Origin of the sequence: Enterococcus sp. AZ071, assembly GCF_050499065.1 — a bacterium.
GTDB classification, from domain to species: domain Bacteria; phylum Bacillota; class Bacilli; order Lactobacillales; family Enterococcaceae; genus Enterococcus_A; species Enterococcus_A ferrettii.
The window spans coordinates 329,539-355,808 of record NZ_JBIPAS010000001.1; the positions used below are offsets into that span (position 1 = coordinate 329,539).

Here is a 26,270-nt window from a genome sequence, read left to right on the forward strand (position 1 = left end):
GCAAAACTCAGTAAAAATGGCTTAAAATCATTGATACAAAGTAAGAAAAGTTACCATTTTAACTGCTATTAGCTAAAAATTGAATATCACTTAAAGGAGAGTACATTCAAATAATGAATGTGCTCTTTTTTTGATTTCTTCTGGCAATTCATTAAAATTGATGGAAGAAATCTATTCCTGAAGTGACGTTTTTTGAACTATATTTATTCATGGAAAGGTCTTTTTTTGTCTAGATAGCTAAGGATTTTGGTGGTTTTTGATCTTTGCACTACTAGTGAAAATAATATACTTCAGTATTAAATAAACTTAAGATTCTTTACATTAAGAAATCTTTGTGTGTTATTTATTGTAGTGCCTAATTGAATAGCATTATATCCTAAAGGGCTATTTAAAACTGTTGTGTCTTTTGAAAATCGACTAGATAGATGATCATTTAAAATCTTTAAAATCTCAGGTATTTCTTTGCTGAGAGGATTATTTAAGAAAATGATATCTGGAGCAATAATAGCAACCAAGGATTGTACACCGATACTTAAATGATAAGCCATTTCATTAATACTATTTACCACGATTTGATTATTCTGGTAGTATAAATCTTTCACTTCCGAAAGTGAAATAGACTTTCGTTGTAGTTTTTTTTCTATCGTACTAATAACAATATCATTAGCTGCGTATTGTTCTAAACATCCATGGTTTCCACAAGGACAGAGCTTCCCATTAGGGTACAGTGTTGTATGTCCAACTTCTCCACCTTGTCCGTTGTGGCCGATCAATAATTCACCTTTCTCTATAATTCCTGCACCGATACCTCCATAAACATTTAAGCTGATCAAATTGTCATATTTTGTGGAGAAAGCATATTCAGCCAAGGCAGCAAGATTCGCGCCATTTTCTAGATAAACTGGAACCATAAAAATTTTAGAAATTTCCTCAACAAGATCAATGGAATCCAGACTATAATGTGGTACAAAAATTATTTTATTATTTTCTACTGTTCCATGAATACTGATAGTAATTCCGATTACACCGTGTGGAGTACTTGGTAGATTCAAGAAGAACATATTTAGCATTGCGACAAGTTCTTGTAATGTGTTCTCTTCAGAAATAGTAATTTTATTTTTGCTAAAATGATCAATAACAGCGCCATCAAGAAAGTTAAGAGTTCCGTCGAATCCATCCTCTCTAATATTAATACCAATACTAAGAGCAGATTTCGGATTGAATTTTAGCATGATGGGCTTGCGTCCTCCAAGAGAACTAGGGGTACCAATTTCGTGTTCCTCAATTAACGAAGAATCCAAAAGTCGTTTAGTAATTGTAGTGACTGATGGTTTAGTAAGTCCAGTTAATACAGAAAGTTGTGCTCTAGAAATCGATTTTGATTCTATAATAGCTTTGATAATTACAGCTTCATTATTTTCTTTTATGTCTAAATTAGTTTTATGCATTTTCAACACCTCGAATAATTAGTATAAACTTTTAGAAAGCGCTTGACAAACTAAACTTGGTGGATTACTATACGACTATAGTTAGTAAAGTATATTAACTAACTGGATTGATTTTATTTTATCATAAATACTGGTTTATTCAAATATCAAGAAGGGAGATCAATCATTACTTAGTTGTTACAAATGAAAAGGTTTTTATGGAACGAAAGGTGGAATTAGTGTGGAAATCTCGGAAAAGAAAGTAAAAATGATTGGGGAAAATCTCGATTTTAAAGAAAAGGTTGCTTATGGTTTTGGTGATGCAGCCAGTAATGTAGTGTGGGCGTCTATGGGTGCTTTTATTATGTATTATTACACAGATATTGTTCAGGTAAATGCGGCAGTAATTGGGACTATATTTTTAATTTCTCGAGTGATAAATGCAATTGTATATTTAATCGTTGGTGGTCTAGTTGACAAGACTAAATCAAAATACGGAAAAGCTAGACCATGGATGCTTAATTTAGCAATTCCATTTGCAATCGCGATTTTTGCATTATTTGCAGTACCGGATTTTTCGGAGAAAGCTAGAATTGTTTATATTTTTGTTAGCTATAATATATTGATGACAGTTTACGCATTTATAAATTTACCGTATGGAGCATTGAGTACATTAATGACTCAAGATCAATATCAAAGAACTCTGTTGAATATTTTTAGACAATTATTCGCACAGATAGCTAGTTTAATTATTACAGCATGCACCTTACCATTGGTTGGCTTTTTCGGAAATAGGTTTGGAGAAAGAGCAGCTTGGGGAATAGTTTATGCTATATTTGGAGCTATCGCAGGATTACTATTCTTCCTTTGTTTCTTAGGAACTAAAGAGCGGGTTGTACAGACGGAAGAAGAAAAGCAAGAGAAAGTTAATTTGATGGATGGGATTAAATCTATCCTAAAGAATAAATATTGGTATTTTGTTGTTGTATTGGGAATTACAACCAATGTTTTCTTTCAAGCCATCAGTACAGTAAATACTTATTATTGTAAAGCTGTTCTACACAGAAGTGACATGATTGGAATTATGAACTCTGCTTACATTATTCCTTGTATTGCTTCGTTCTTCATCATGCCATTTATCGTAAAAAGATTAGGAAAACGCTATACTACCTTGTTAGGTTGGGTAATTATCCTAGCAAGTTATGCAATTTTATTACCATTTACTGAGAACACAACTATGTTAATTTTAACTTCCATACTACGTGGTATTGGCTACGGCTGTCAAATTGCAGTATATTACGCGATGCTTGGTGATACTGTTGAATACGGAGAATGGACTTCTCATACGCGTTTTGAGGGACTAACATTCAGTATGCAAGGATTTACAGGAACAGTTGGTGCTGGAGTTGTAACAGCAATAATTGGCGGGGTATTAAGTGCTAGTAAATATAATGGGGCATTAGGATTTAGTGATATTCAACCAGATTCTGCAGTTTCAGCAATTAAGTTCTTGTTTATTGGAATGCCAGCTATTGCCGGAGTTGTAAGCCTATTGGTACTAGGAATTTACAAGCTTGATAAATTATACCCATCAATAATTGCTGATTTACAAAGTAGAAAATCTAATTCTAAAGAAGCATAGTTTCTCAAAATTAATACTATAACACTTTAATGGAGGATAGTTATGAATATCGAAAAAACATACACTTTTATTTTTGAAGATACTAATATTATGTTTGTCTTAACTAGCGAAAACAAGTTGCGATTGGTTAATTTTTCCGCGAAAGAAAACCCAGAAATATCAAAACTTGATCCTGTAGTAACTGAAATGGGGAACATTGTTGAAGTTCAAATCACGGGTTACAATCAACCTGAACACAAAGGGAACAGAATCGGCAATAGTGAAATTGGAGCTGCTTTGGAATTTGAATCTATTGAGCGGAAGGAAAATTTAATTTTTGTTACTCAAGTGTATAATGATGGAAAAACTCATTTAAAAACGGTTACTACAATCAGTAATGTTATAGGCACGAATGTATTTAAATGGAAAACAAAACTAGAAAATATTGGGAATAAAATTGGTGTAGAGTACATTAGTTCGATCAACATCAACAATCTTAATCATGGCGAAGTGTTTCAACCTTATACTGACAATATTCTATTTTTACCACATAATTCATGGCAAGGTGAGCTTCAATGGGAAAAGGGAACTTTAAAAGAATTTGGGTTAGAGTATCGTCTTGATGGAGAACATATTCAAAATTCCACAAAAGTTATTTCCGCTTTGAGTAATTGTTCGTTCTCATGTTCTCAATACAGTCCTCAAGCGGTTATCCATAATCCATTTACGAATATGGTTAGCTTTTGGCAAATTGAAAATAATGGCGAGTGGTACTGGGAATTAGGCGATTGTGGGAATGGAAATACTTTACAGTTTAGAGGTTTTGGTCCAACAGAACCTACAAATCACTGGTGGAAATCGTTAGATAATGGCGATTCGTTTGAAACAGTAACAGTAGCTTACGGATCAGTTATTGGAGATTTTAATGAGGCTATGAAAGAGTTAACGAGTTATCGAAGAGCTATTCGACGTCCAAATGAGGATAATGAAAAGTGTGCAATCATTTTCAATGATTACATGAATTGTCTGATGGGTGATCCTACAACAGAAGTAGAGAAACCATTGATTGATAAAGCTGCTGAAGTTGGTTGTGAATATTATGTAATAGATTGTGGATGGTATTCAGACGGTTTTTGGTGGGACAATGTTGGAGAATGGTTGCCTTCTAAAGAACGTTTTCCCGGAGGAATTGAAGAAGTGATCCAATATATTAGGGATAAAGGAATGGTTCCAGGGTTATGGTTAGAAATCGAAGTAATGGGAATCAATAGTGATCTTGCGAATTCACTACCTGATGATTGGTTTATCTGTCGACATGGTATTAGAGTAAAGGACCATAGTCGTTATCATTTGGATTTTAGAAATCCGAAAGTAAGAGAGTACGCAAGCTCAGTAATTGATCGATTAATTAGTGATTATAAAGTTGGATATATAAAAATGGACTACAATATCACAGCAGGAATTGGAACTGATTTAAACGCGGACAGTCCAAGTGATGGTTTGCTTCAACATAATCGTGCATATATTAAATGGTTAGATAAAGTGTTTGAAAAATATCCTGACTTGATTATTGAGAACTGCGGAAGTGGTGGTATGCGTCATGATTACATGATGTTATCTAGACACAGCATTCAGTCTGTGACTGATCAGACTGATTATTTAAGAAATGGTGCAATCGCCGCCATTTCAAGCAGTGGTGTAACACCAGAACAAGCTGCAATTTGGTCTTATCCGCTTTCTGAAGGTGACAGTGAAGAAGTTATCTTTAACATGGTGAACGCGATGCTGTTTAGAATTCATCAAAGCGGGCATTTGGCTGAGTTGAGTCCAAAACGATTAGAATTAGTTAAACAAGGATTGGATGTATACAAAGATATTCGGAATGTGATACCCAAAGCATTGCCAAGATGGTTGACAGGAATACCTAAACTAGATGATCCATGGTTCACTTTTGCCTTAGAGACTGATGAATCCTATTATTTAGGTGTATGGAGAACTGAAAGTTTGAGTAATCAATTTACGATTGATTTTGAAGATGAAATTTCTTCAGTTGAAGTATTGTACCCATATCCTGAAAACGATGATAATTCTGATTTTGAATTTTCAAAACATAAATTGAATGTTCTATTTTCAAATGACAAAATGGCTAGGCTTTATAAGGTTAATAAATAGGTCGAACTAGCATCAATTTATGTTTTGAGTCGGACACCATAATGCTATTGTTTATGACATTACAAATTAGAATTTTTCTTTTAGGATTTGAATGCCTTTCAGATTTAAAGAAATAGTTCTATTTTGTAATGTCGTTTTTAGTATTAGGAATCAGGAGGATTTCTTATGAACAAGAAAAAAAAATTCTTACTAAGCATGCTATTAGGCACATTTCTATTTTTTTGTTCCTCATGTTCTTTTTCCAACGATACTTCGAAAGATAAAAAGACTATTGAAATGTGGACAGCTTATACTGAAGGGCAGCCAACCGAAAAAATCACAAAGAAGTTTATTAAAGAATTTGAAAAGGAAACAGGCTATGTAGTTAATCATACAAATTTTACTTATGATATGATGCACGACAAAATTTTAGCAAGTGCAGCTGGAAGAAATGTTCCTGACCTTGTTTGGGGATTGCCAGAGTTCGTGGGTGAATTTAACAGCATGAATATTCTTGATGATATTACAGACGAATTTGATAACTGGTCTGAAAAGAAATATTTTGCTCAATCCGTTGTTGACGCTATGACAGTAGGTGATAAAGTTGTAGGAATCCCCTATGAGGCAACAGTAAGGGCTTATTTAGTACATGATAAAGCGTTTGAGGACGGTAGCTACCAGATTCCTGAAACATGGGAAGATCTATTGAAGATGTCGGATTTCAAAAATGAATCTGGAAAGTATCCATATTCTATTGCTGGAAAGGGCGTACGTTGTCCGCAAGAAATGATTGTGTATTTCGCACAATATGGATTGGAAATTGCAGAAGATCAAGGTGATGGAAAGTTCAAAAATACTTGGTTGGAAAGTGATGATGATACTAATAAAGCAATAAAAGTATTTGAATTTTATAAACAATTGGTTCGTAAAGGTATTGTAAGTCCACATTCGGCAAATTGGGGCTGGGAAGAAACGGATGAGAACTTTGCAACTGGAATCAGCAGCTCTTATGTAACTGGAAATTGGTTACAGGAAAGAGAAAAATCAAACACAAAAGAAATGCAAGATGTGAGTATTCAACCAATTCCTCGCCCAGAAAAAGGGAAGAATGCAACCTATCTTGAAGCTAAACCATTATTAGTTTTAAAAGGAGCAAAAAACAGGAAGGGAGCAATTGAATTAGCAAAAGTACTCGCGTCAAAAAGCTATCAATCTCAAGCATTTCAAGATCGTTCGCCAAGAAATGATGTGTTTACAGATACTAAATGGGATACAGAGTATAAAAAACTGATGGATAATAGTATTTCATTTCCACCTGTCACGTTAAGTAATATATCGCAAAATATGATTGATGCTTTAGCAAAAGCGTTGCAGGAAGATATGAGTTCTAAAGAAGTTGTAAGATGGTTATCACACGAAATCAATCAGTCATTAAAAGAGAATGGAGAGTATGGCGACTAATAGGTAAGGAGAATTATATTTTATGGAGACGAAAAAAAAATTAGATAGTAAGAAAAATTCAAAACAAGAGTTCAGATTTTCGTTGTTGATGTTACTCCCAGCCTTACTCTTTCTTTTTGTATTAATTGGATACCCACTAGGAAAAGTAATTTATGATTCTTTTTTCAATGTACACTTAATAAATGATGAAATATCAGGTTTCGCCTATTTTGATAATTTTTCTAAAGTTATGAGAGATGAAAGGTTTTTACCCGCATTAATAAATACCTGTATATGGACTATTGCTTCAGTTTGCGGGGAATATATTATTGGATTAGGTAGTGCAATACTTCTTAATAAAAAATTTTATGGACGTACTTTTTTTAGAATAGCCACGTTTATTCCTTGGTTAGTACCCATTATTGTTGCAGGTATGACTTGGAGTTGGATGTTGAATCCTGATTACGGAATCGTTAATTATGCTCTAAGTAAGATAGGAATTATCGAATCACCAATAAATTTTTTAGGAGACCCCAAATATGCTTTGGGTACCGTAATATTTGTGAACATTTGGAGATCCTTTCCATATTTTACTATCTCATTTCTCGCGGCGCTTCAAACAATCCCAGAGTCACTCTATGAAGCAGTTTCAATTGATGGAGGAGGAAAGGTGAGGCAGTTTCTTCATGTGACACTGCCACAACTAAAATCTACTTCGATAATAATCATTTTTATGCATTTAATTTGGACGGCAATCAATTTTGACTTTATTTGGGTGATGACACAAGGGGGACCAAATTATGCTACACAAACTCTCCCACTTCTGATATATAGATATTCTATGCAAAAATTTGATGTTGGTGCAGCGTCCGCATTGTCCACATTATTGATGATTTCAATGACGATATGTTTTGTCATATATTTAAAAATCAAAAATAAAAGCGACGACAATGCCTAAATCATTAGTTAGGAGAATGATTATGAAAAAAAGCAAAGTAGGTATATATCTATTAGCGATACTACTTTCAATTTATTGCTTGTTCCCGTTCTTGTGGATGCTAATTTCATCATTAAAGCCGATTAACGAAATTCGAGCGACAGTGCCCACTTTTATTATAAAAAGCCCAACATTTGAAAATTTTCAAAGAGTACTTTTTGATGCGGGATTTGTAACATATATAAAAAATAGTTTAATTGTGTCAACCATTTCTTGTCTAATTTCTTTAGTGATTTCTATATGTGCAGGTTATGTTTTTAGTAGATTTTTTAGACTGAGAATTGTGAAATTTGCTAATTTGTTTATGCTCTTGTCACAAATGATTCCAGGAGTTTTATTGTTAGTACCATTGTATATTATCATGCGCAATTTAAGAGTATTAGATTCTTATATCTCGTTGATACTAGCATACACGACATTCGTTATTCCAATGTGTACGTTTATGATGAGTAGTTTTTTTGATTCAGTACCAAAAGCATTAGAAGAAGCAGCAGAAATAGATGGCTATAACAGAATTCAAATTTTGTTTAAGATAATTTTACCAATCTCACTCCCAACAATTATCTCAACCGGGTTATACGCGTTTATTAATGCATGGAACGAGTTTATGTTTGGGTATATTTTTATCTCAAGGGAACAATATCGTACATTGACTCCAGCAATAATGCTGTTTAAAGGAACTAATACTGTCGATTGGGGAGCGCTTATGGCAGCTTCTGTAATTGCATTAATTCCAGTAACTGTTTTATTTCTATTTTTACAAAGATATTTTATTGCAGGTTTGGCAAGTGGTTCAGTAAAAGGATAGGACACGGATATGGAGTTAGAATTGCTGGATATTATAATTTTAATAAGAGGTGCAAATATTGCTGAGATACTTCTTAAAAGCATTTAAACAAACGGATGCAAAAAGATGTAGGAAAGCTAATAATACGAGGAATTTTATGCTAGATCTGTTAGGAATAGTGTTAGTAGTTGTTCCCTTTTTTTAGATAGCAGAAGGATTTTAAGCAAAAGAAAAGAGCTTCTTTTAAAATAATAATTGACAATCATGAGAAGTATTTGCTATGGTATTAAAAAATAAATAAACACGATGAAAAAGAAAGTAAAGTTAAATCCTTTTGCAACAGAGAGTCTCGGCTGCTGAAAAGAGACGTAAAGAATTTAATTTGAAAATGGCTTTTGAGTGGATCTTCTGATAAGTAAGAAGGTACGGGATGCCCCGTTAAAAGGCAAGCAGTCTCCATAAATTGGGTACTGATCGAGGCAGTGACTTGCGAAAGCACTGCAATATAAGGTGGTAACGCAGCTAATTTGCCCTTAGATGTCTTTAAGATGTCTAAGGGCTTTTGTCATTCCTGATTTTCGTAGGTTGACAAGGTTTAAGGATGCAAGTAGTTCGCCACTCAAAAATTAGCGACAACGTCAATAATCACAAAAAACAAAAAAGGGAGTGTTACAAAAAATGGCAAAAATACCGTTTCGATTTGATCAAGTAGGAAGTTTGCTTCGACCGAAGGCGTTAAAAGAAGCGAGAGAGAAATTTAAAAATGGGGAAATCACAAAGGCAGAGCTTACTCAGGTAGAAGACACTGAAATTATTAAAGTGATTGAAAAGCAAAAAAAGGTTGGATTAAAAGCAGTAACTGATGGAGAGTTTCGTCGTCGTTGGTGGCATCTTGATTTTATTGCCGGTTTGAACGGCATTACTGTTTATGATTTTACAACGACGGCTTTTGGTGTGACAACTGAAGCCCAGGGAACCTACGTGAGTGATAAATTATCGTTTGACAAGAACCACCCATTTTTGGAGCATTTCAAATTTACAAATGTTCATGCAGGAGAAGCAATTGCTAAGCAAACAATTCCTGGACCAAATATGATTTTCTTGGATTCATTCATTCTATCTAAGCAATACAATGAGAACCCTGTCTATCAAACGGTTGAAGAATTTGAGAAAGATTTGATTCATACGTATCAAGAAGCAATTCAAGCATTCTATGATGCAGGATGTCGTTATTTGCAATTGGACGATACTAGTTGGGGTGGATTATTTGATGAGCGATTCAGAGGAATGATCACTCAAAATGGATACGATCCAGATGAATTAATTCAAAAATTTGGTGATATTACGGAAGCCGTTCTTTCCAAAAAACCTGAGGATTTAGCAGTGACCTTCCACTTTTGTAAAGGAAACTTTCAATCTCACTGGTTATACAATGGATCCTACGATAAAATTGCTAAGCGTTTATTAGGCATTTCTCAATTTAATGGATTCTTTTTAGAATTCGATGATGAACGTTCTGGCAGCTTTGAGCCGATGGCAAATATTGGAGAACAGTATTTGGTGCTGGGGTTAATTACAACAAAAACGCCAAAGCTAGAGGACAAAGAACAACTAAAGCTGCGAATTAAAGAAGCCACTCAGTATGTGCCTCTTAATCAGTTGTGTTTAAGTCCTCAATGTGGTTTTTCGTCGACTCATGAAGGGAATAAAGTGACAGAAGAAGATCAATGGGCGAAGCTTGCTTTAGTGATTGAAGTAGCTAAAGAAGTTTGGGAAGATGCATAAATAAAGGCAAATAAGAGGCTGAATCAAAGGACTCTTCAATAAAACAAAAAAGCTGTTAAAATCTTTTTTAGATTTTAACGGCTTTTTAATGAAGAAAAATAAGCGAGTAATTTTTAAGTGTTCATTTGATATATCCGGCATTTATTCATCTATATTTTTTTGAATTTTCCTTTGTGGAGCGTGCAAGAATTCCAGCTGGATCCATTTCTAATTATTGGGTGTTTAAAAACGAACAGTAAAAAGCATAAAATGTCGTGAATTCTCCTAATTCGTCACTTATACTTGATTTACGAGGAGTTGAGATGATGGATTGGATTACTAGGATACAGCGAACGATTGACTACATCGAACAGAATCTCTTAGACGATATGGACATAATTGAACTTTCAAAGGTTGCAAACTCTTCTGCCTTTCACTTTCAACGAGTATTCCATATTTTAAGTGGTCATACTATTTCTGAATATATTCGCTACCGTCGGCTTACGTTAGCAGCAAATGAATTACAAACGGATGCATGTAAAGTTATCGATATGGCTTTGAAATACGGATATGATACACCAGAGAGCTTTTCTCGCGCTTTCAAGCAATTTCATGGAATTACCCCCTCCGCTGCACGTAAACCGGGAGCCAATCTCAGAGCATTTTCCAAATTATACATCAAGGTAATATTGGAAGGCGGAAGCATAATGGACTATCGAATTGAAAAGAAGCCAGCATTTTGTCTTCTTTCTAGGGCTGAGTATCAAAAAGCTGACAATGTTCAGGTTTCTGAATTCTGGGATAAAAGCTATAGTGATGGTACTATAAGCAAGCTCAAAGAATATTCTGCGATAAGTGAAAGGCCCATTATAGGATTAGCAGATGGTTCTTCTTTTGACGGCTTCCGTTATTTATATTATATAGGGACGCCATATGAAGGAAAGCATATTCCCGATGGGTACCTTTTACGTGAAATTCCAGCTGCTGACTGGATAATATTTCGGTGTGTAGATTTAAGCGAGAGTGAGGCTAATGAAGAAATTTTCAGAAAAATATATTCAGAGTTTTTTCCCACCTCGGATTATGAACCGAATAATGACTATCAGCTTGAGGTTTTTCCAGGAGATGGCTTGGAACATGCGCAAGAGGTATCTGAAATCTGGATCAGTGTTCGCCAGAAGCTTGTGGTCTGATTCTTGAGCGTTTAGCTAAAGCTGTTGTTCCTTTGAAAATGGGGCTGAGAAAAAGAGTTTATTTTTTCTCAGCTTTTTTTATTTGAAACAACGACAGGAACTTTGGATACCAATAGAAATTCCTTGTCTATTCTGTTAAGAGGCGGAGAATCTGCTCTCTCTTTCGTGCTATAATAGCGGGGATGCAGTGTTGCTGAATAAACAGCACAGAAGGAGGATTTTTTTGAATAAGAAATACTTTTTTTTCGATATTGATGGAACATTAACCGATCGACAAACTAACCAAGTAGTTCCTAGTGCGGCAGAAGCACTAAAGCAGCTGCAGGAAAATGGTCATTTTGTCGCAATAGCTACTGGACGAGCTCATTATAAAGCAATCACTTTTATGAAGGAAATGGAACTGCAGAATATGGTCTGTGCGGGTGGAGGTGCATTGGTTTATGAGCATGAATTGTTGCATAACCGTCCCTTAGATACAGAAAAAGCACGAGCAATTGTTAATCAGGCAGATGAATTAGGGTATGGTGTGCTGCTGATGCTGGATGATTCTATTAAGGTGTGGGCTAAAGATAACCGGTTTGTTGAGCAGGTTGGAGAACGTCAAGAACCAACAGAGTATGTAATTGATCCGGAGTTGAATTTCAACAGCTTAGATACGATTTATAAAATCTATCTTTCAATTCCTAAAGAGGAAGAAGAGAAATTGACTTTAAAGGATAGCCTAGGCAATCTGCGCTTTGTTCCTGAGTACTTGATGTTCCAGTATGATGACAAATACACTGGAATTATTGACATGATGAGGAAGATAAATGGGAATATCGAAGATGTGGTTGTTTTTGGTGATGATACCAATGATTTAGTAATGTTCCACCCTCAATGGACTAATATTGCTATGGGCAATGCGACGGCTGAGCTGAAGGAGAAGGCAGATTATGTCACTCAGGCCAATGTGGAGGATGGAATATTCAACGCCTGCAAGAGGTTCGGATGGATTGGATAAATGGATTGATTGAAACAGAATGGACAGCTAGGTAAGTCAATAGGGCTTACCTTTTTTTTGGCAATTAAATCACTTATAAATACATACAAAACATTATAAACACTTATTGTGTGTTAAACTATAAATGAGGTGAGGAGATGTATCAAGAAAAGCGGTTACGCGAAATTCAACAGCTGTTGAAGGAAAAGGAATCTTTATCTGCGAAAGAAATGATGACTCATTTCGGCGTTTCAAGAGATACTATTCGCAGAGATTTCAGTATCTTAGCGAGTGAAGGGAAAGCATTGCGGACCCATGGCGGCATTATGTCGACTACCCAAGAAAATGAGATTTCTCCTCTAAGTATAAGACTTAAGGAATCTGGACCAGAAAAAAAGGCCATCGCTAAAAAGGCCGCTGCATTGATCAAAACAGGTGGAACGTATTTTCTAGATGTTTCTAGTATTACTTCGAATTTAGCTGAACGAATTGAAAAAGAAGTAGTGATTTATACGCATTCACTCGATGTTACAAATAGTTTAAGCACTAATCCGAGAGTCACTTGTCATCTTTTAGGTGGAAAATTTTTTCCTAAGCATCGTTTTTTTCATTCTTTAGCTGAAATAAGTGTTTTAGAAAATATCTATTTTGATGCCATTTTTATAGGAGCAGCCGGGTTAAAGGATGGATACGTTCGCTTTGAAGATGAAGAGGATGCACAGGTGAAAAGGAAGGTATTTCCACATGCTGAAACAAAGATTCTATTGGCAGAACAAGCTAAATTTGAACAGATTTCCACCTATGCCATTGGTAAAGTAAAAGATTTTGATTACTTTATTACCGATAAAATGCCTGATGAAAAACAGTTAGCATTATTCAAAAAACAGTCGAAAATAATCGTATAAAACGGGAGGCGAACAAAATGAATCGTAAGAAAATCAAGCTAGTTATCAGTGATATTGATGGCACAATTCTGAATAGCAATCATCAGATAGACAGTGATTTAAGGCGACAGGTCAGTGAATTGAAGAAGGAAGGAATTCCCTTTGTACTAGCTTCTGCCCGATCTCCAAAAGGAATTATCCCACTTGCTCAGCAGCTAGGGATAACAGACGATCCAATCGCCAGCTATAATGGCGCATTGATTATGAAAAATGAACCCGAAAAAGGCTATGTACCAATTTTCACACATAGCTTAGATAAGCGGGACGTACACCGATTAGTAAAAGCGGTGAAGCAAAATTTTCCACAAATATCTATCAGCTTATATTCCAATCAGAATTGGTATGTTGAGACATTGGATAAATGGTCAAGAAGTGAAGCAGACATAACGGGTGAAGAGCCGATTCAAAAGAGTTTCAAACAGCTGATTGATGACAAAGAGACACCTATACACAAATTTTTGTTGATAGGAGAAACGAAAGATGTTCAACGACTGCAGCAATTTTGCCAAGAAATTGACCTGGAGGAAAGTGCTTTTTATCTATCAAAAGAGAACTATTTGGAGGTTACTCACCAGGCAGTATCAAAGGAATTAGCGTTAATTGAAGTAGCAAATTACTTTCAAATTTCCTTAGAAAATACAATGGCAATTGGTGACAATTATAACGATATCCCAATGCTGTTATTGGCTGGACTAGGGGTAGCAATGGGAAATGCACCTGAAAAAGTCAAAAACAGTGCAAAGGTTGAAACGACGACAAATAATCACAATGGGGCTTCTGACGCAATCAAAAAATACGTGATTGGATGAGAAATCTACACCTGTGATTAGTTACGAAAAAATAAAGCCAGAGCTATGGTAACACGTTTTCTTCATAGTTAATGGCAACGTTAAGAAAAATGAAATCAGTTCAAATGAACTTGCTGACAAAGCTGAGTGGACTATCAATAGAACTTCTAAACAAAATCACGCGAAAATTTACTATATCGGAGAAAAGAAGGCGGCTTCTTTTCCGATATTTTTTTTCTACGAAGCAACCCGGTAATTAAGAAGACGTCAGTTCCACAGAGATGAGCTTCTCCAGCAACTTTTTTAATAGTTGGGACTCTTCATCAGAAAAGGCAGAAAGTACGTCATCATTCAGTCTTTGGGTGACACTTTCAATAGCTGATTGCATGTTGTCAGCTTTCTTTGTAGTAGAGACCAGCACGACTCGTCGATTATTCGGATCAACTTCTCTTTCAATTAATTCCAATTTTTGCATTTTATCAAGAATTCCAGAAATGGTCGGAGCTTCTAAATGCAAAGCTTCGGCAATTTTTTTGGGCGTGAGTTGTCCTTTATTCCAAAGGCAGCTTAGGATACCAGCTTGAGCTGGAGTAACCCCTTGTTCCTCTAAAAGCTGACTATAATGTTTGAATACTTTGTGTTGACTCACACTAAGTAAGAAATTAATGCATTCTTCGATTTTCATTGACGCGCTCCTTCGATTTTTATTGACAAGACCATACTAGCATGATAAGTTTTAAATGAAAATATTTTTGTAACAAAACTATTTTGTTTAGGAAGTGAAATTGAAATGGAAAAATTTGAAGCATTAGTCGTAAATGAAACAGAACAAGGTATAGGCTTTGGCGTTGAAAAAGTAACTCTGGATGATTTATCTTCAGGAGAAGTACTCATTCAAGTAAACTATTCTTCCGTTAACTACAAGGATATGCTGGCGGTTCAAGCAAAAGGTGGAGTCATTCGCAACTATCCAATGATTCCAGGCATTGATTTAAGTGGTACAGTGGTGGAAGCGAAGGGTACTCGTTTTTCAGAGGGGGAAGAGGTATTAGTTACCGGCTTTGAAATGGGAATGACACATACCGGCGGCTTTTCTCAGTATGCCAGAGTGCCTAGCGAATGGGTTATTCCCTTGCCTAAAGGATTAAACCTAAAAGAGGCTATGATCTTCGGAACAGCTGGCTTGACGGCAGCTTTATCTATTGCTGCATTGGAAAGCAATGGAATGAATTCCGCATTGGAGCAAAAGATAGTAGTCACTGGTTCAACAGGTGGTGTGGGAAGTTTAGCCCTTCAAATGCTGGTCAAAGCAGGATATAAAAATGTTATTGCGTTGGTTAGAAAAGAAAGACAGATCGAGGTAGCTAAAAAGCTGGGAGCCTCTGAGGTCATCTTATCCGAAAGTATTGATGATAGTCCGCGGCCTGTAAAGAAACAACAGTATCATTTTGTGTTAGATACTGTGGGTGGAGAGGTTGCTTCGAAGTTGATTCCATACATTTATTATGATGGTGCAATGTCACTCTGCGGAAATGCTGGAGGGATTAAGCTGACAACAACGGTATTACCTTTCATTTTAAGAGGAGTGAAACTTTTAGGGATTGATTCTGTCAATATTTCTGGAGAAAAGCGAATTGAAATGTGGAACAAAATGGCGTCTGTCTGGAATATTGCTGATCAAGCAGTTTTTCAAGAGACTGATTTGGATAATCTGTCTGACACGATTGACGCGTTGAAGCAGGGGAATCATTTAGGCAGAAGTATTGTAAAAATTTAATCAACGAAAATGTGAGCGACTGCAACTGGTCGCTCTTTATTTTTTTCAGACGGTAGTTAAACTGTTCCTGCTTTTGTTTAGGGACTAAGTGACTGATATAATAGATGAATACTATAAAAGAAATACTCACTAAGGTAAAAAAGGAAACTGCTAGAAAGGCTGATGATCAGCTGATCGTCTGTAATGATGAATCATCACCATCTTAGTAGTTTGTTGGTATTAGTGAATTTTAGACAGAAATATGCAGTAAGAAGGATTAATCAGTAAGCAATAACAACCACTGGAGGCAAAACATGAGTTCAGAATCTTTTAAGGATATTTATTTTAAGGAAGATTGCTTCTCCGACCTCTTTTGCTTCAATGTCGGTCATGAGGTATGCAGCAGAGGTCATCGCTTCGGTCCATCCTTGCGGGAAAACTACCTGATTCACTTTGTCGTGAGGGGGAAGGGCAGTTATAAGGTTGATCAAAAAACTTATCATTTAGGCCAAGGGGATTTTTTCTTGATTCGCCCCAACGAATTGATCGATTACCAAGCCGATCTGGTAGACCCATGGGAATACTATTGGTTCGGATTTGGGGGAAGTGAAGTAGAAAAGATTTTGGAAGCTCATGGCTGGCAACCCAATCATTACACAGGGAGTGCTACAGCAACAACAGAAATTCAAAAGAAAATTGAAGGTTTCATGGAATTGGATTTTTCACGCTACAATCAAAAGCTGTTTAATCAAGCTAAGTTTTTAGAAATTTTTGCTTCTTTTAAAGGCGACACAGACTATGAGGCTACTCATGCCGGAACTTTGGAAAAAAGGTATAGTGAGCTGTTTGCTCTATATGTTAAAAATAATTATTACCGAGAAAATCTTACGATTGAAGAGATTGCCAAATCCATGTATCTGCACCCTACTTACTTTAGTCAGGTTATCAAAAGTGAGCTGCAGTTAACGGCAATGGAATACTTAAAAAGCTACCGCATGAACAAGGCGAGCATGCTGCTAATGACCACAGATGCAAGCATTGAAGAGATTTCCCAAGCTGTCGGGTACCAAAACAGACACTCCTTTACCCGAGCCTTTAAACAGAAATTCCAGGTATCTCCTTCAGAGTACCGTAAATAGATACCTAAGAAAATGTACCCTATTCCCGAAATAGGGCGCTTTCATTTAGCTCCTGTTCTTTTATACTAAGAGTATCAATAAACGAAGGAGCGAACAAAATGGTCAAAATTACTTTTATCGGAGCAGGCAGTACAATTTTTGCGAAAAATGTTTTAGGAGATGCTATGCTGACACCAAGTTTGTCAGATGCCCACATTGCACTTTATGATATTAATGAAAAACGACTAAATGAGTCAGAACTAATGCTTAAAAATATTAACAAGAATGCCAACGACAACCGAGCGGATATTGTTTCTTATCAGGATCGCAGAGAAGCACTAAAAGATGCGGACTTTGTAATTAATGCCATCCAGGTGGGAGGCTACAAACCTTCAACGGTGATCGACTTTGAGATTCCTCAAAAATATGGCCTTCAGCAAACGATTGGCGATACCATGGGAATCGGTGGAATCTTCAGAACCTTGCGGACTTTACCGGTCATGCTTGAGTTTGCTAAAGAAATGGAAGAGCTGTGTCCAGATGCTTGGTTACTGAATTATACGAATCCAATGGCGATGCTGACGATGGGGATTTTGAAGGAAACGAAGATTAAAGCAGTTGGTTTGTGCCACAGCGTTCAAGTCTGTGTACCAGAGCTGTTTGAACATTTAGGAATTACTGACCAATATGATTTAAATGAATTTCAATGGAAAATTGCTGGAATCAACCATATGGCGTTTCTGTTGGAGATCACACACAATGGAGAAGATTTCTATCCAACTATTCGTAAATTGGCTGCTGAAAAAGCGAACCCTCATTCCGATTCAGTCCGGTTTGAATTAATGAAACGCTTTGGCTACTATATAACTGAATCCAGCGAGCACAATGCAGAGTACCATCCGTATTTCATCAAGTCTAAATACCCAGAACTAATCGAAGAGCTGGCGATTCCGCTGGATGAATACCTGCGCCGTTGCGAACAGCAGATTGCTGATTGGGAAACTATGCGTGAGGATATCGTAAACAATGGCGATCTGACACATACGAGAAGTCGAGAATATGCGTCTTATATTATGGACTCTATCGTCACTGGAACACCATCGGTTATTGCTGGTAATGTACTGAACAAAGGGCTTATCACTAATTTACCAGCGGATGCCTGTGTTGAGGTACCTTGCTTAGTAGATAAAAACGGCGTGCAGCCTACCTATGTTGGTGACTTGCCAACTCAGTTGGCAGCATTGAACCGAACGAATATTAACGTGCAAGAGTTAACGGTAGAAGCGGCCTTAACCTTAGATAAATCAAAAATCTATCAGGCGGCTTACCTTGATCCACATTTGGCTTCTGAACTATCCTTGGAAGATATCAAAAATCTGGTGGATGATTTGATTGAAGCTCATGGCGATTATTTGCCAAAATACAAAGATTAATCAGAAAGACTAAGAGACTGGGCATAGTGCCCAGTCTCTTATTTTAGGGTTAAATATAGGCATTGTAATGGACTTAGCAGCTGCTAGGTCTTTTATGCTAGAGGACAAAAAGAACCCAAGGAATTTCCTTAGGTTCGTACATTACGATCAAATTGGATTCTACAGCTTTCGATTCTGAGTAAATAGTTGATTAGGATCATATCTTTTATTCAAAGCCCTTAACTTTTCAGCAGCTTCACCCTTCCAAACATGATGAGTCTCTGTTGAGCTTTCATCACTAGAATAAGCACCGTATATCCCTGTACCAAATTGAAGGAACGGTTGAAATAGATTATTAGCTTCTTCGGCATAATTCTTATCAAACCAATAGGCAATCATAATCTCTTCTTGACGGTAGGACCAGGCGTTAAAATAAGAGGTTGGCTGATTAACAGCACCACCAAGAGAACGAAGCTCCACGCCATAGACAAAGGGTTTATCAAGTAAATATTGAATTTCTTTCGCAACATTTTCAGAAATATGCTTGACCAAAATATTTCTTCCGTAGGCAGTATTCTTTCCTTCAAGAGGGGTATGCTGAGCTCGAACAAAATCTGAGTATTCCATAGATTTTTGGTTTTCCTCCAACACTTCACCCAGCTTATTGGCTTTTTCAAAAACCTCTCTAGATTGAGAAGAGTCATCTCCATACCAAAAATTTCTTCCCTGAGCAACGATCGTGTCATCATCACCAGCATTCAACAGTAAAATACTGGTTAATTTTGTCGAGGAAGTATCGAACCATTGATGCCAGGCTTCAATAAATGCTGGCAAATGATCGATAGAGTAATCAACTGTTTGCACGACAATCGGAACAGAGAAACCAGAATCTGTTGGGACCGCTTTATCTGCATGGAATAAAAACTCGGTGACGACACCTAATTGTCCACCACCGCCTCGGATGCCCCAAAAAAGCTCAGGTTCGTTCTCGTTATCTACCCAATGTTTTTTCCCATCAGCTGTAATTATTGTGGCACCAGCCACTTTATCAATTGTGAGCCCAAAGGAACGCAAAAGGATGCCCATTCCACCAGATACAGCCAATCCACCTACACCAGTATCGCCATGATCGCCGCTGGAAATGACTAGGTGGTGAGGAGTCAGCTTTTGAGCGACATCTCCCCAAAGAGCACCTGCCTGTATTTTGACTAGCCTCTTTTCCTCATCAATGATAGTAATTTGATTCATCTGCGAAAGATCTAAAACCATTCCTTCGTCGTTCACTGATGTGGCGGACAATCCATGCCCGCCACTTTTTATAGAAAGGGGGAAATTCATCTGTTGTTCCTGATTAATTTTCGCTGCATAGTTCACTGCGTCAATTACTTGTTCTTCTGTTTCTGCCAAGATCACCACTTTCGGATGACCAACTTTATAATCATTTGACCGTACTTTGTCATAACGACTGTCTTCAGGGAATACTGCAACATTTTTCAGAGAAGCTGGTAGTTCTGGTAGAGCTTTTTCCATATTAAACCCTCCATCTCGCTGTATTTGTTGCTTAATCAAAGGATTATCTCATGGATAGACCAAATTGTAAAAAATAATCGCTTCATTATGGAAAGAAATGACAAGTTACTCTAAGACGAGGAGGAAAGTAATAGATAGCTGAATTATTTCTTATTTTGCTGCGAAAATTAGCAACCTTTTTTGTTAAAAGAGTAATCAGAAGACCCCGAAGTAACCGCGTCTATTTTTTCGGAAATAAAACAATTGAAGCTGTTGACATATGATTGTTTGTTCATGTATAATGTGATTAACATATGAATTACTATTCATGTAAACGCATGTCAGAAAGGGTGTTAAAAATGGATAAAGCCACAATTAACCACCACAATCATGAAAAAGATCATGACCACAACCACGAGCATAATCATGAACATGAGCACAGCCATGGTGGGAAGTTTGCCATTATTATGTTTTTTGTTGGTGTAGCTGCATTTATTGGAGGATTTGTATTAGAAGGAAGCAATGAACAATTTGCTAATATAGCTTTCTTGATTGCTGTGGTCACCGCTGGTTATCATATTATTTTAGAGGGTGTTGGGGACACTATTCGAAATTCAGCGGCTGCCAAAAAGTTTCAGCCGAATGTTCATTTCTTAATGGCATTGGCGACAGTTGGGGCCATCGCGATTGGGAATTTTGAGGAGGCAGCGATGCTGATTGTTATTTTCGCTGGGGCTCATTTCTTGGAAGAATACGTAGATGGTAAGAGTAAACGGGAAATTACGAATCTACTTAATATGAACCCAACGGAAGCTCGAATTCTTTATGCGGATGGTTCTGCCAAAGTAGTTCCAGTAGATCAAGTAAAAATAGGGGATACGCTGCAAGTATTGAATGGGGCGCAAGTGCCTACTGACGGAATTATTCTTAGCGGAACCACAGCGATCGATGAAGCTTCAATTAATGGTGAAAGCATGCCTAAAGAGAAAACTGTTGGCGACGAAGTTTATGGTAGTACGATGAATGGTTCAGGAACTTTTACAATGGAAGTAACTAAGGATAGCTCAGAGACGGTTTTTGCGAAGATTTTGCAGATGGTTAATCAATCACAAAAGAGTTTAACCAAGACAGCTACTTTGATCCAACGTCTAGAACCTAAGTATGTAACGATTGTTTTACTTCTTTTTCCATTGGTGCTGTTGGCAGGTCCGTATGTGTTTGGCTGGACTTGGCAGATGAGTCTCTATCGTAGCATGGTATACCTAATCTCAGTGTCACCTTGTGCATTAGCAGCCAGTGCCGTACCGACTACTTTAGCGACAATTTCGAACCTTTCGAAAAAAGGTGTATTAGTTAAAGGTGGGGCATACCTTTCCAAATTGCAAGAGCTGAAGGCCATTTCTTTTGATAAAACTGGAACCTTAACTAACGGCAAACCTGTTGTCACGGATTATGCTATTGCAAATGATTTGAATGAAGACGAAATAATCGATTTAGTTGTAGCTATGGAAAAACAATCCAATCATCCTTTGGCTGCAGCGATCATTAACAAATTTACTGATCGCCAAGAGGTAGCAGTAACCATCGAAAATGAAGTAGGACGTGGTTTGTCGGCTGAATACCACAACCACAGCTATCGAATCGGCAAACCATCATCCTTTGCGAATGCTTCATTTGTCTACAAAACGCAGGCACAAGAATTATCAGCCGAAGGAAAAACGGTAGTCTTTGTCGCTAAGGACGAAGAAGTAATTGGGTTTATCGCTTTGATGGATGTTCCTAACCAATATGCCAAAAACGCTATCGCTTATTTTAAGGAAGCGGGACTGCATACTACCATGATTACCGGTGATGCAAAATTAACTGGTGAAGCAGTTGGGAAGCAAATTGGTGTGGACGAGGTTATTGCTAACGTAATGCCAGAAGACAAAGCGAGCATCGTGCAAGAGCAGCAGCAAAAATACGGCTCAACTGGAATGTTAGGGGATGGAATTAACGATGCTCCTGCACTAGTTACCGCTGACGTCGGTGTTGCAATGGGAGATGGGACCGATGTGGCAATGGACGTGGCGGATCTGGTCTTGATGAAAAATGATTTGTCGAAGCTGGTCTATGCGCATCAATTAAGCAAAAAAATGACCCGTATCACTTGGCAGAATATTTTGTTTTCTATGTTTGTTGTTCTATTTCTAGTGACCTTAAATTTCTTAGGAAAAATGGATATCACGATAGGTGTTATTCTGCATGAGGGAAGTACAATTGCGGTTATTCTGAATGCACTGAGAATGTTGAGGACACCGAAGAAATATTTGTAGAGGCCAAAATTCTTGACCAGTTAAGGATCAGAAAAGATCGCATCTTCAAACTTTCTTTAAAAATATCTCACAAAATCTCTGAGAATGGTCAATAATTGTTCATGACTGCAGGCTATAGTATAGATATCCCTAGATCAAATCTTTTTCCCCTTTCAAAAAACCTCCCACAAAAAATGTGAGAGGTTTTTTATTTGGCTCCTCAAGCTAGTCCTGTCTGAAAAACCTTTCTTATAGCGGAGCAAAGGCCCAAGCATTGGCACTCTGACTCAAAATATAATCTAGTTCATAGCTGTTTTGATAGTGGTGCTTTTCAGGTGTGTCGTTAGGATCAAAGACAATAATTTGATCACTAGCGGCATCTTTTTTGATGACCATAATATGACCGACACCAGTAAATTCACCGGGATTAACTGAAATGATAACCGGTTGATTTTGCTGCAGCCGCTGTTGAATTCGCCCGGCATCCAAGCCTAGTTCTTCATAAGACAGCTGAAAGTTTGCAGCAAAGTCTGAAAAAATCGACCAGGCTGTTCCTTGTCCGCTGACATAGTAGCGGTCCTGCGACCAGCTGAGAATTTCGGTGGGAGTCACCACACGTTTTTGGTAATAGGACAAGACCATCGCTAACGAGGTAATCGCGCAGCCGTTGGTGGCTAGATCATTTCGGTCCGATCCACTGCCATATGGAGTTGCCGCCCACTGTGGGTCAGTCTGCAGCATCAGAGTCATATCCTGCCCTCGTTCACTCAAATGACGATTGGCGTCATCGGCAAAGGCAGGCGAAACCGTTGTCGTGGGTTCGCTCAGTACTCTTATAGCGAAAATGCAGGCACTGGCAATAATTAAAAAGCTCCCCAATAAGACAGGGAGCACACTCTTCTTTTTCTTCACGAGGTACACCTCCGTTAACCCTATTAAACCCTAACAGGCCAAAGGTGTCATCCGACTTAAGATGTAGCTTCGTCCATTTCCTCTAACTCCAAACTCAATTCCTCCCAGGCAGCCATCTGTTCCTCCTGAACAGCCTTGTGTTGTTCCAATTCTTGGGTCAGCTCCATTAGGCGAACATGATCATTTAATATATCTGGCTGTACCATAGCTTGCTCCAGCTGAGCAATCGTGGTATCCAAAGCAGCTAAGTTTTCCTCTACAGCTTCAACCTTTCGCCGGAGACTGCGAACCAGCTTCTGGGTTTCTTTATCCTGATAAAATTTATTTTTAGGAGGTGGAGCAGCTTCTGCAGTTTCCTCTGCTAACAGCTCAGCAATTTCCTCTTCTTCCCGTTTCTTCTCCAAATAATAATCATAATCGCCCAAGTAAAGTTTGCTGCCTTCTGGCGACAATTCGATGACCTTGGTGGCAATCCGGTTAATAAAGTAGCGGTCATGGGAAACAAAAAGCAGAGTACCTTCATAATCAATCAAGGCATTTTCTAAAACTTCTTTGTTATCAATGTCCAGGTGGTTCGTTGGCTCATCCAGTATCAAAAAGTTTTCTCGATCCATCGACAGCTTGGCCAAAGCAACGCGGGCTTTTTCGCCACCACTTAACAAAGGAATTGTCTTTTCAACATCCTCACCACTGAACAAGAAACCACCTAACACGGTACGAATATCTTTCTCCGGTGTGGTTGGATGTTCATCCCATAGCTCAGCCAAAATGGTTTTATTCCCACTCAGCTCTGCCTGGGTCTGGTCATAATAACCGATAGAGACATTGGTTCCAAAATGAGCTTCACCTTTAATAAAAGGAATTTGACCAATTAGGGATTTCAACAAGGTAGACTTACCGATTCCATTTGGTCCAACTAGTGCAATGGCATCTTGGCGGCGAACATCTAAATTCACTGGCTCAGAAAGAGCAGTATCATAACCGATGGCAGCATCCTCCAACTGTAAAACCACATTACCTGAAGCTTTCTCAATCGCAAACATAAAGCGTGCAGATTTTTCCTTGCCATCCGGACGATCCAAACGATCCATTTTTTCTAAGGTTTTCCGACGGCTTTGCGCCCGTTTAGTGGTAGAGGCCCGTACCAAGTTGCGTGCCACGAAATCTTCTAGCTTATCAATCTCAGCTTGTTGTTTTTCATAAGCCTTCCAGTCGCTCGCCAACTGAGCTGCCTTCTGATCAAGGTAATGGGAGTAGTTTCCCTTGTAATAGGTCATCTTTCTGCGAGAAATCTCGTAAGTCTCGTTAACCACTCGATCTAAGAAATATCGGTCATGAGAAACGATTAATAATGCACCAGTATAGCCCTGCAAATAATCTTCCAGCCATGCCAAGGTCTCAATGTCTAAGTGGTTGGTGGGCTCATCCAGAATCAAAATGTCTGGTCGAACCAGCAACATCCGAGCCAAGGCAAGACGGGTTTTTTGACCCCCGGATAACGTATCAATCGGCTTATCGTAAAAGCTCTCATCAAATTTAAATCCGTGAAGAACGCTGCGAATCTCATTTTCGTAGCCATAGCCGTTAGAATCGTTAAAGTCATGCTGCAGCTGATCGTATTCTTTCATTAAAGAATCGTAGTTGTTGTCCGATTCACTAGCTTGGCTGATGGCCTTTTCTACTTCCCGCATCCGATTTTCCATCGCAATGACCGAGTCAAAGGCTTTTAACATTTCATTCCAAACAGTTTCACAAGAGGCTAGGCCGGTATCCTGTGCCAGGTAGCCTAAAGTAGCCTGCTTATTTTTGGTAATTTGGCCAGCGTCAGGTGAATCAATTCCGGCAATAATTTTCAATAATGTTGATTTTCCAGCACCGTTACGTCCGACTAAACCAATGCGGGCGCGGCTATCAATCTCCAGGTGAATATTTTCAAATAACGTCTCAGCACCAAAATAGCGAGCGATTTGATTAGCTTGTAATAATAGCATAAAATCTTCCTTATTTTTTATTCTTCGAGTGCTTTTAGTCTACCATATTTTTACCGTTCTGGTGAGGCTTGCAGCCCCTTTCTTAAAGATTCGTGATTATTTCACAATTATTTGAGCAGAGACGTTGCAATTACTTATGAATTATTGATATGATAGGGTCTGGAAAGAGTAATAAGTTTAATGTAAAGGGGAGATATTGTGAAAGAACAAGCAATACCAAAAGCGACGGTTAAACGATTGCCCTTATACTATCGTTATCTGCGTATTCTAAATACTGCTGGAAAAACGAAGGTTTCCTCAACAGAATTAAGTGAAGCAATTCAAGTCGATAGCGCAACTATTCGCCGCGACTTTTCATATTTTGGAGAATTAGGGAAACGTGGGTATGGATACGATGTGGAAGATCTAATGCACTTCTTCGGAAGAATCCTTAACGACGATCAATTAACAAATGTTGCATTAGTCGGAGTCGGTAATTTAGGAAGTGCTTTGTTGAAATTCAAATTCCACCAAAGCAATAGTATTCGTGTCAGCTGTGCCTTTGATATCAAAGAAGATATTGTCGGTCGCATCGTAGATGGAATTCCAGTTTATCCAATGGATAGTATGGTAGAACAAATCAAATTGCAGCATATTGAAATTGCTATTTTAACTATTCCGGCACAGGAAGCACAACCGGTAGTGGATAAATTAGTAGATGCTGGAATTAAAGGCATTTTGAACTTCACCGCTGCCCGTTTGTCTGCACCTGATAATGTCATTATTCAAAGTGTTGATTTAACCAACGAGCTGCAAACCTTGATTTATTTCTTACATCATAATTACGAGGATAATAAGTAAGTCTGCTGACTTGCTTATTTTTCTTTGCTTTCGTGTACCTCTGAGCTGTCTAAAAGGAACAGTTTCACAAACTTTATGAATCAATTAGCTTAATAAATGTTGCTAATTGAGAATCCTTTAAGAAAAAATGTTGGAGCGCATTAATCAAGAATTCGATCAGAATCAGTTGAAGTATGGTCTTTGATCTGGTGATGCTCAATAAACCGCGTCTACTGTCCGTGGTGACGGTATAGTCAAATGCCTTGTTTAAAAATCGATACAGAACACCTAAAACTAATGAGAACACCATGATCATAAAAAGTCGCATAGAAAAACTGTTAAGCAGAATATAAGGCTTAACGGTTTTT

Annotated in this window: 20 protein-coding genes and 1 other annotated feature; of the genes, 15 read left to right on the forward strand and 5 right to left on the reverse strand. The window is 37.7% G+C overall.

The window, feature by feature from the left end:
• Nucleotides 1-296: 296 nt before the first annotated feature.
• Nucleotides 297-1,448 (reverse strand): ROK family transcriptional regulator, encoded by a 1,152-nt coding sequence (locus IGI49_RS01575; protein ID WP_207702236.1) that lies wholly within the window; start codon nt 1,446-1,448, stop codon nt 297-299.
• 220 nt (nt 1,449-1,668) lie between these two features.
• Between IGI49_RS01575 and IGI49_RS01580 the strand changes: the two genes are divergently transcribed.
• The 10 genes from IGI49_RS01580 to IGI49_RS01625 all read left to right on the forward strand — a co-directional run bounded on the left by IGI49_RS01580 (nt 1,669) and on the right by IGI49_RS01625 (nt 14,112).
• Nucleotides 1,669-3,069, forward strand: a complete 1,401-nt coding sequence (locus IGI49_RS01580) for a glycoside-pentoside-hexuronide (GPH):cation symporter (protein ID WP_207702237.1) — start codon at nt 1,669-1,671, stop codon at nt 3,067-3,069.
• 42 nt (nt 3,070-3,111) lie between these two features.
• Nucleotides 3,112-5,220 carry a glycoside hydrolase family 36 protein gene (locus IGI49_RS01585; protein WP_207702238.1) on the forward strand — a complete coding sequence of 703 codons (2,109 nt, stop codon included), beginning with the start codon at nt 3,112-3,114 and terminating at the stop codon, nt 5,218-5,220.
• A gap of 165 nt (nt 5,221-5,385) precedes the next feature.
• Nucleotides 5,386-6,660: an ABC transporter substrate-binding protein gene (locus IGI49_RS01590; RefSeq protein ID WP_207702239.1), complete on the forward strand. Its 1,275-nt coding sequence runs from the start codon at nt 5,386-5,388 to the stop codon at nt 6,658-6,660.
• Nucleotides 6,661-6,682: 22 nt separating this feature from the next.
• Entirely contained in the window at nt 6,683-7,597 is a 915-nt protein-coding gene (locus tag IGI49_RS01595; protein ID WP_207702240.1) for a carbohydrate ABC transporter permease, read from the forward strand.
• 22 nt (nt 7,598-7,619) lie between these two features.
• Nucleotides 7,620-8,444 carry a carbohydrate ABC transporter permease gene (locus IGI49_RS01600; protein WP_242704368.1) on the forward strand — a complete coding sequence of 275 codons (825 nt, stop codon included), beginning with the start codon at nt 7,620-7,622 and terminating at the stop codon, nt 8,442-8,444.
• A 276-nt stretch (nt 8,445-8,720) separates the two neighbouring features.
• Nucleotides 8,721-8,961, forward strand: a binding site (T-box leader).
• Between the two features lie 140 nt (nt 8,962-9,101).
• Entirely contained in the window at nt 9,102-10,208 is a 1,107-nt protein-coding gene (locus tag IGI49_RS01605) for a 5-methyltetrahydropteroyltriglutamate--homocysteine S-methyltransferase (protein ID WP_207702242.1), read from the forward strand.
• 305 nt (nt 10,209-10,513) lie between these two features.
• The gene (locus IGI49_RS01610; RefSeq protein WP_207702243.1) at nt 10,514-11,380 is read left to right on the forward strand and encodes a helix-turn-helix domain-containing protein; all 867 of its coding nucleotides are present in this window, start codon (nt 10,514-10,516) and stop codon (nt 11,378-11,380) included.
• Nucleotides 11,381-11,603: 223 nt separating this feature from the next.
• Nucleotides 11,604-12,380, forward strand: coding sequence for an HAD family hydrolase (locus tag IGI49_RS01615; protein ID WP_207702244.1), 777 nt, complete (start codon nt 11,604-11,606; stop codon nt 12,378-12,380).
• Nucleotides 12,381-12,517: 137 nt separating this feature from the next.
• Entirely contained in the window at nt 12,518-13,264 is a 747-nt protein-coding gene (locus tag IGI49_RS01620) for a DeoR/GlpR family DNA-binding transcription regulator (RefSeq protein WP_207702245.1), read from the forward strand.
• A gap of 17 nt (nt 13,265-13,281) precedes the next feature.
• Nucleotides 13,282-14,112 (forward strand): HAD family hydrolase, encoded by an 831-nt coding sequence (locus IGI49_RS01625; RefSeq protein ID WP_207702246.1) that lies wholly within the window; start codon nt 13,282-13,284, stop codon nt 14,110-14,112.
• 235 nt (nt 14,113-14,347) lie between these two features.
• Here the strand turns inward: IGI49_RS01625 and IGI49_RS01630 are convergent, their stop codons facing one another.
• A complete protein-coding gene (locus IGI49_RS01630; protein ID WP_207702247.1) occupies nt 14,348-14,776 on the reverse strand; it encodes a MarR family winged helix-turn-helix transcriptional regulator in 429 nt (142 codons plus the stop codon).
• Nucleotides 14,777-14,881: 105 nt separating this feature from the next.
• On the opposite strand from IGI49_RS01630, the gene IGI49_RS01635 reads away from it, so the two are divergent.
• The 3 genes from IGI49_RS01635 (at nt 14,882) to IGI49_RS01645 (ending at nt 18,398) form a co-directional block, all read left to right on the forward strand.
• Entirely contained in the window at nt 14,882-15,868 is a 987-nt protein-coding gene (locus IGI49_RS01635) for a YhdH/YhfP family quinone oxidoreductase (RefSeq protein ID WP_207702248.1), read from the forward strand.
• A gap of 293 nt (nt 15,869-16,161) precedes the next feature.
• Nucleotides 16,162-16,986, forward strand: coding sequence for an AraC family transcriptional regulator (locus IGI49_RS01640; protein WP_207702249.1), 825 nt, complete (start codon nt 16,162-16,164; stop codon nt 16,984-16,986).
• A 98-nt stretch (nt 16,987-17,084) separates the two neighbouring features.
• Nucleotides 17,085-18,398: an alpha-glucosidase/alpha-galactosidase gene (locus IGI49_RS01645; protein WP_207702250.1), complete on the forward strand. Its 1,314-nt coding sequence runs from the start codon at nt 17,085-17,087 to the stop codon at nt 18,396-18,398.
• Nucleotides 18,399-18,557: 159 nt separating this feature from the next.
• Here the strand turns inward: IGI49_RS01645 and IGI49_RS01650 are convergent, their stop codons facing one another.
• A complete protein-coding gene (locus tag IGI49_RS01650; RefSeq protein WP_207702251.1) occupies nt 18,558-19,907 on the reverse strand; it encodes an FAD-binding oxidoreductase in 1,350 nt (449 codons plus the stop codon).
• Between the two features lie 338 nt (nt 19,908-20,245).
• Here IGI49_RS01650 and IGI49_RS01655 point away from each other — a divergent pair, with 338 nt between their 5' ends.
• Nucleotides 20,246-22,201, forward strand: a complete 1,956-nt coding sequence (locus IGI49_RS01655; protein ID WP_207702252.1) for a heavy metal translocating P-type ATPase — start codon at nt 20,246-20,248, stop codon at nt 22,199-22,201.
• 228 nt (nt 22,202-22,429) lie between these two features.
• On the opposite strand, the gene IGI49_RS01660 is transcribed toward IGI49_RS01655, so the two are convergent.
• Nucleotides 22,430-23,092, reverse strand: a complete 663-nt coding sequence (locus tag IGI49_RS01660; RefSeq protein ID WP_207702253.1) for a C39 family peptidase — start codon at nt 23,090-23,092, stop codon at nt 22,430-22,432.
• A gap of 56 nt (nt 23,093-23,148) precedes the next feature.
• The gene (locus tag IGI49_RS01665) at nt 23,149-25,083 is read right to left on the reverse strand and encodes an ABC-F family ATP-binding cassette domain-containing protein (protein WP_207702254.1); all 1,935 of its coding nucleotides are present in this window, start codon (nt 25,081-25,083) and stop codon (nt 23,149-23,151) included.
• A 198-nt stretch (nt 25,084-25,281) separates the two neighbouring features.
• Between IGI49_RS01665 and IGI49_RS01670 the strand changes: the two genes are divergently transcribed.
• Entirely contained in the window at nt 25,282-25,923 is a 642-nt protein-coding gene (locus tag IGI49_RS01670) for a redox-sensing transcriptional repressor Rex (RefSeq protein WP_207702255.1), read from the forward strand.
• Nucleotides 25,924-26,270 lie beyond the last annotated feature (347 nt).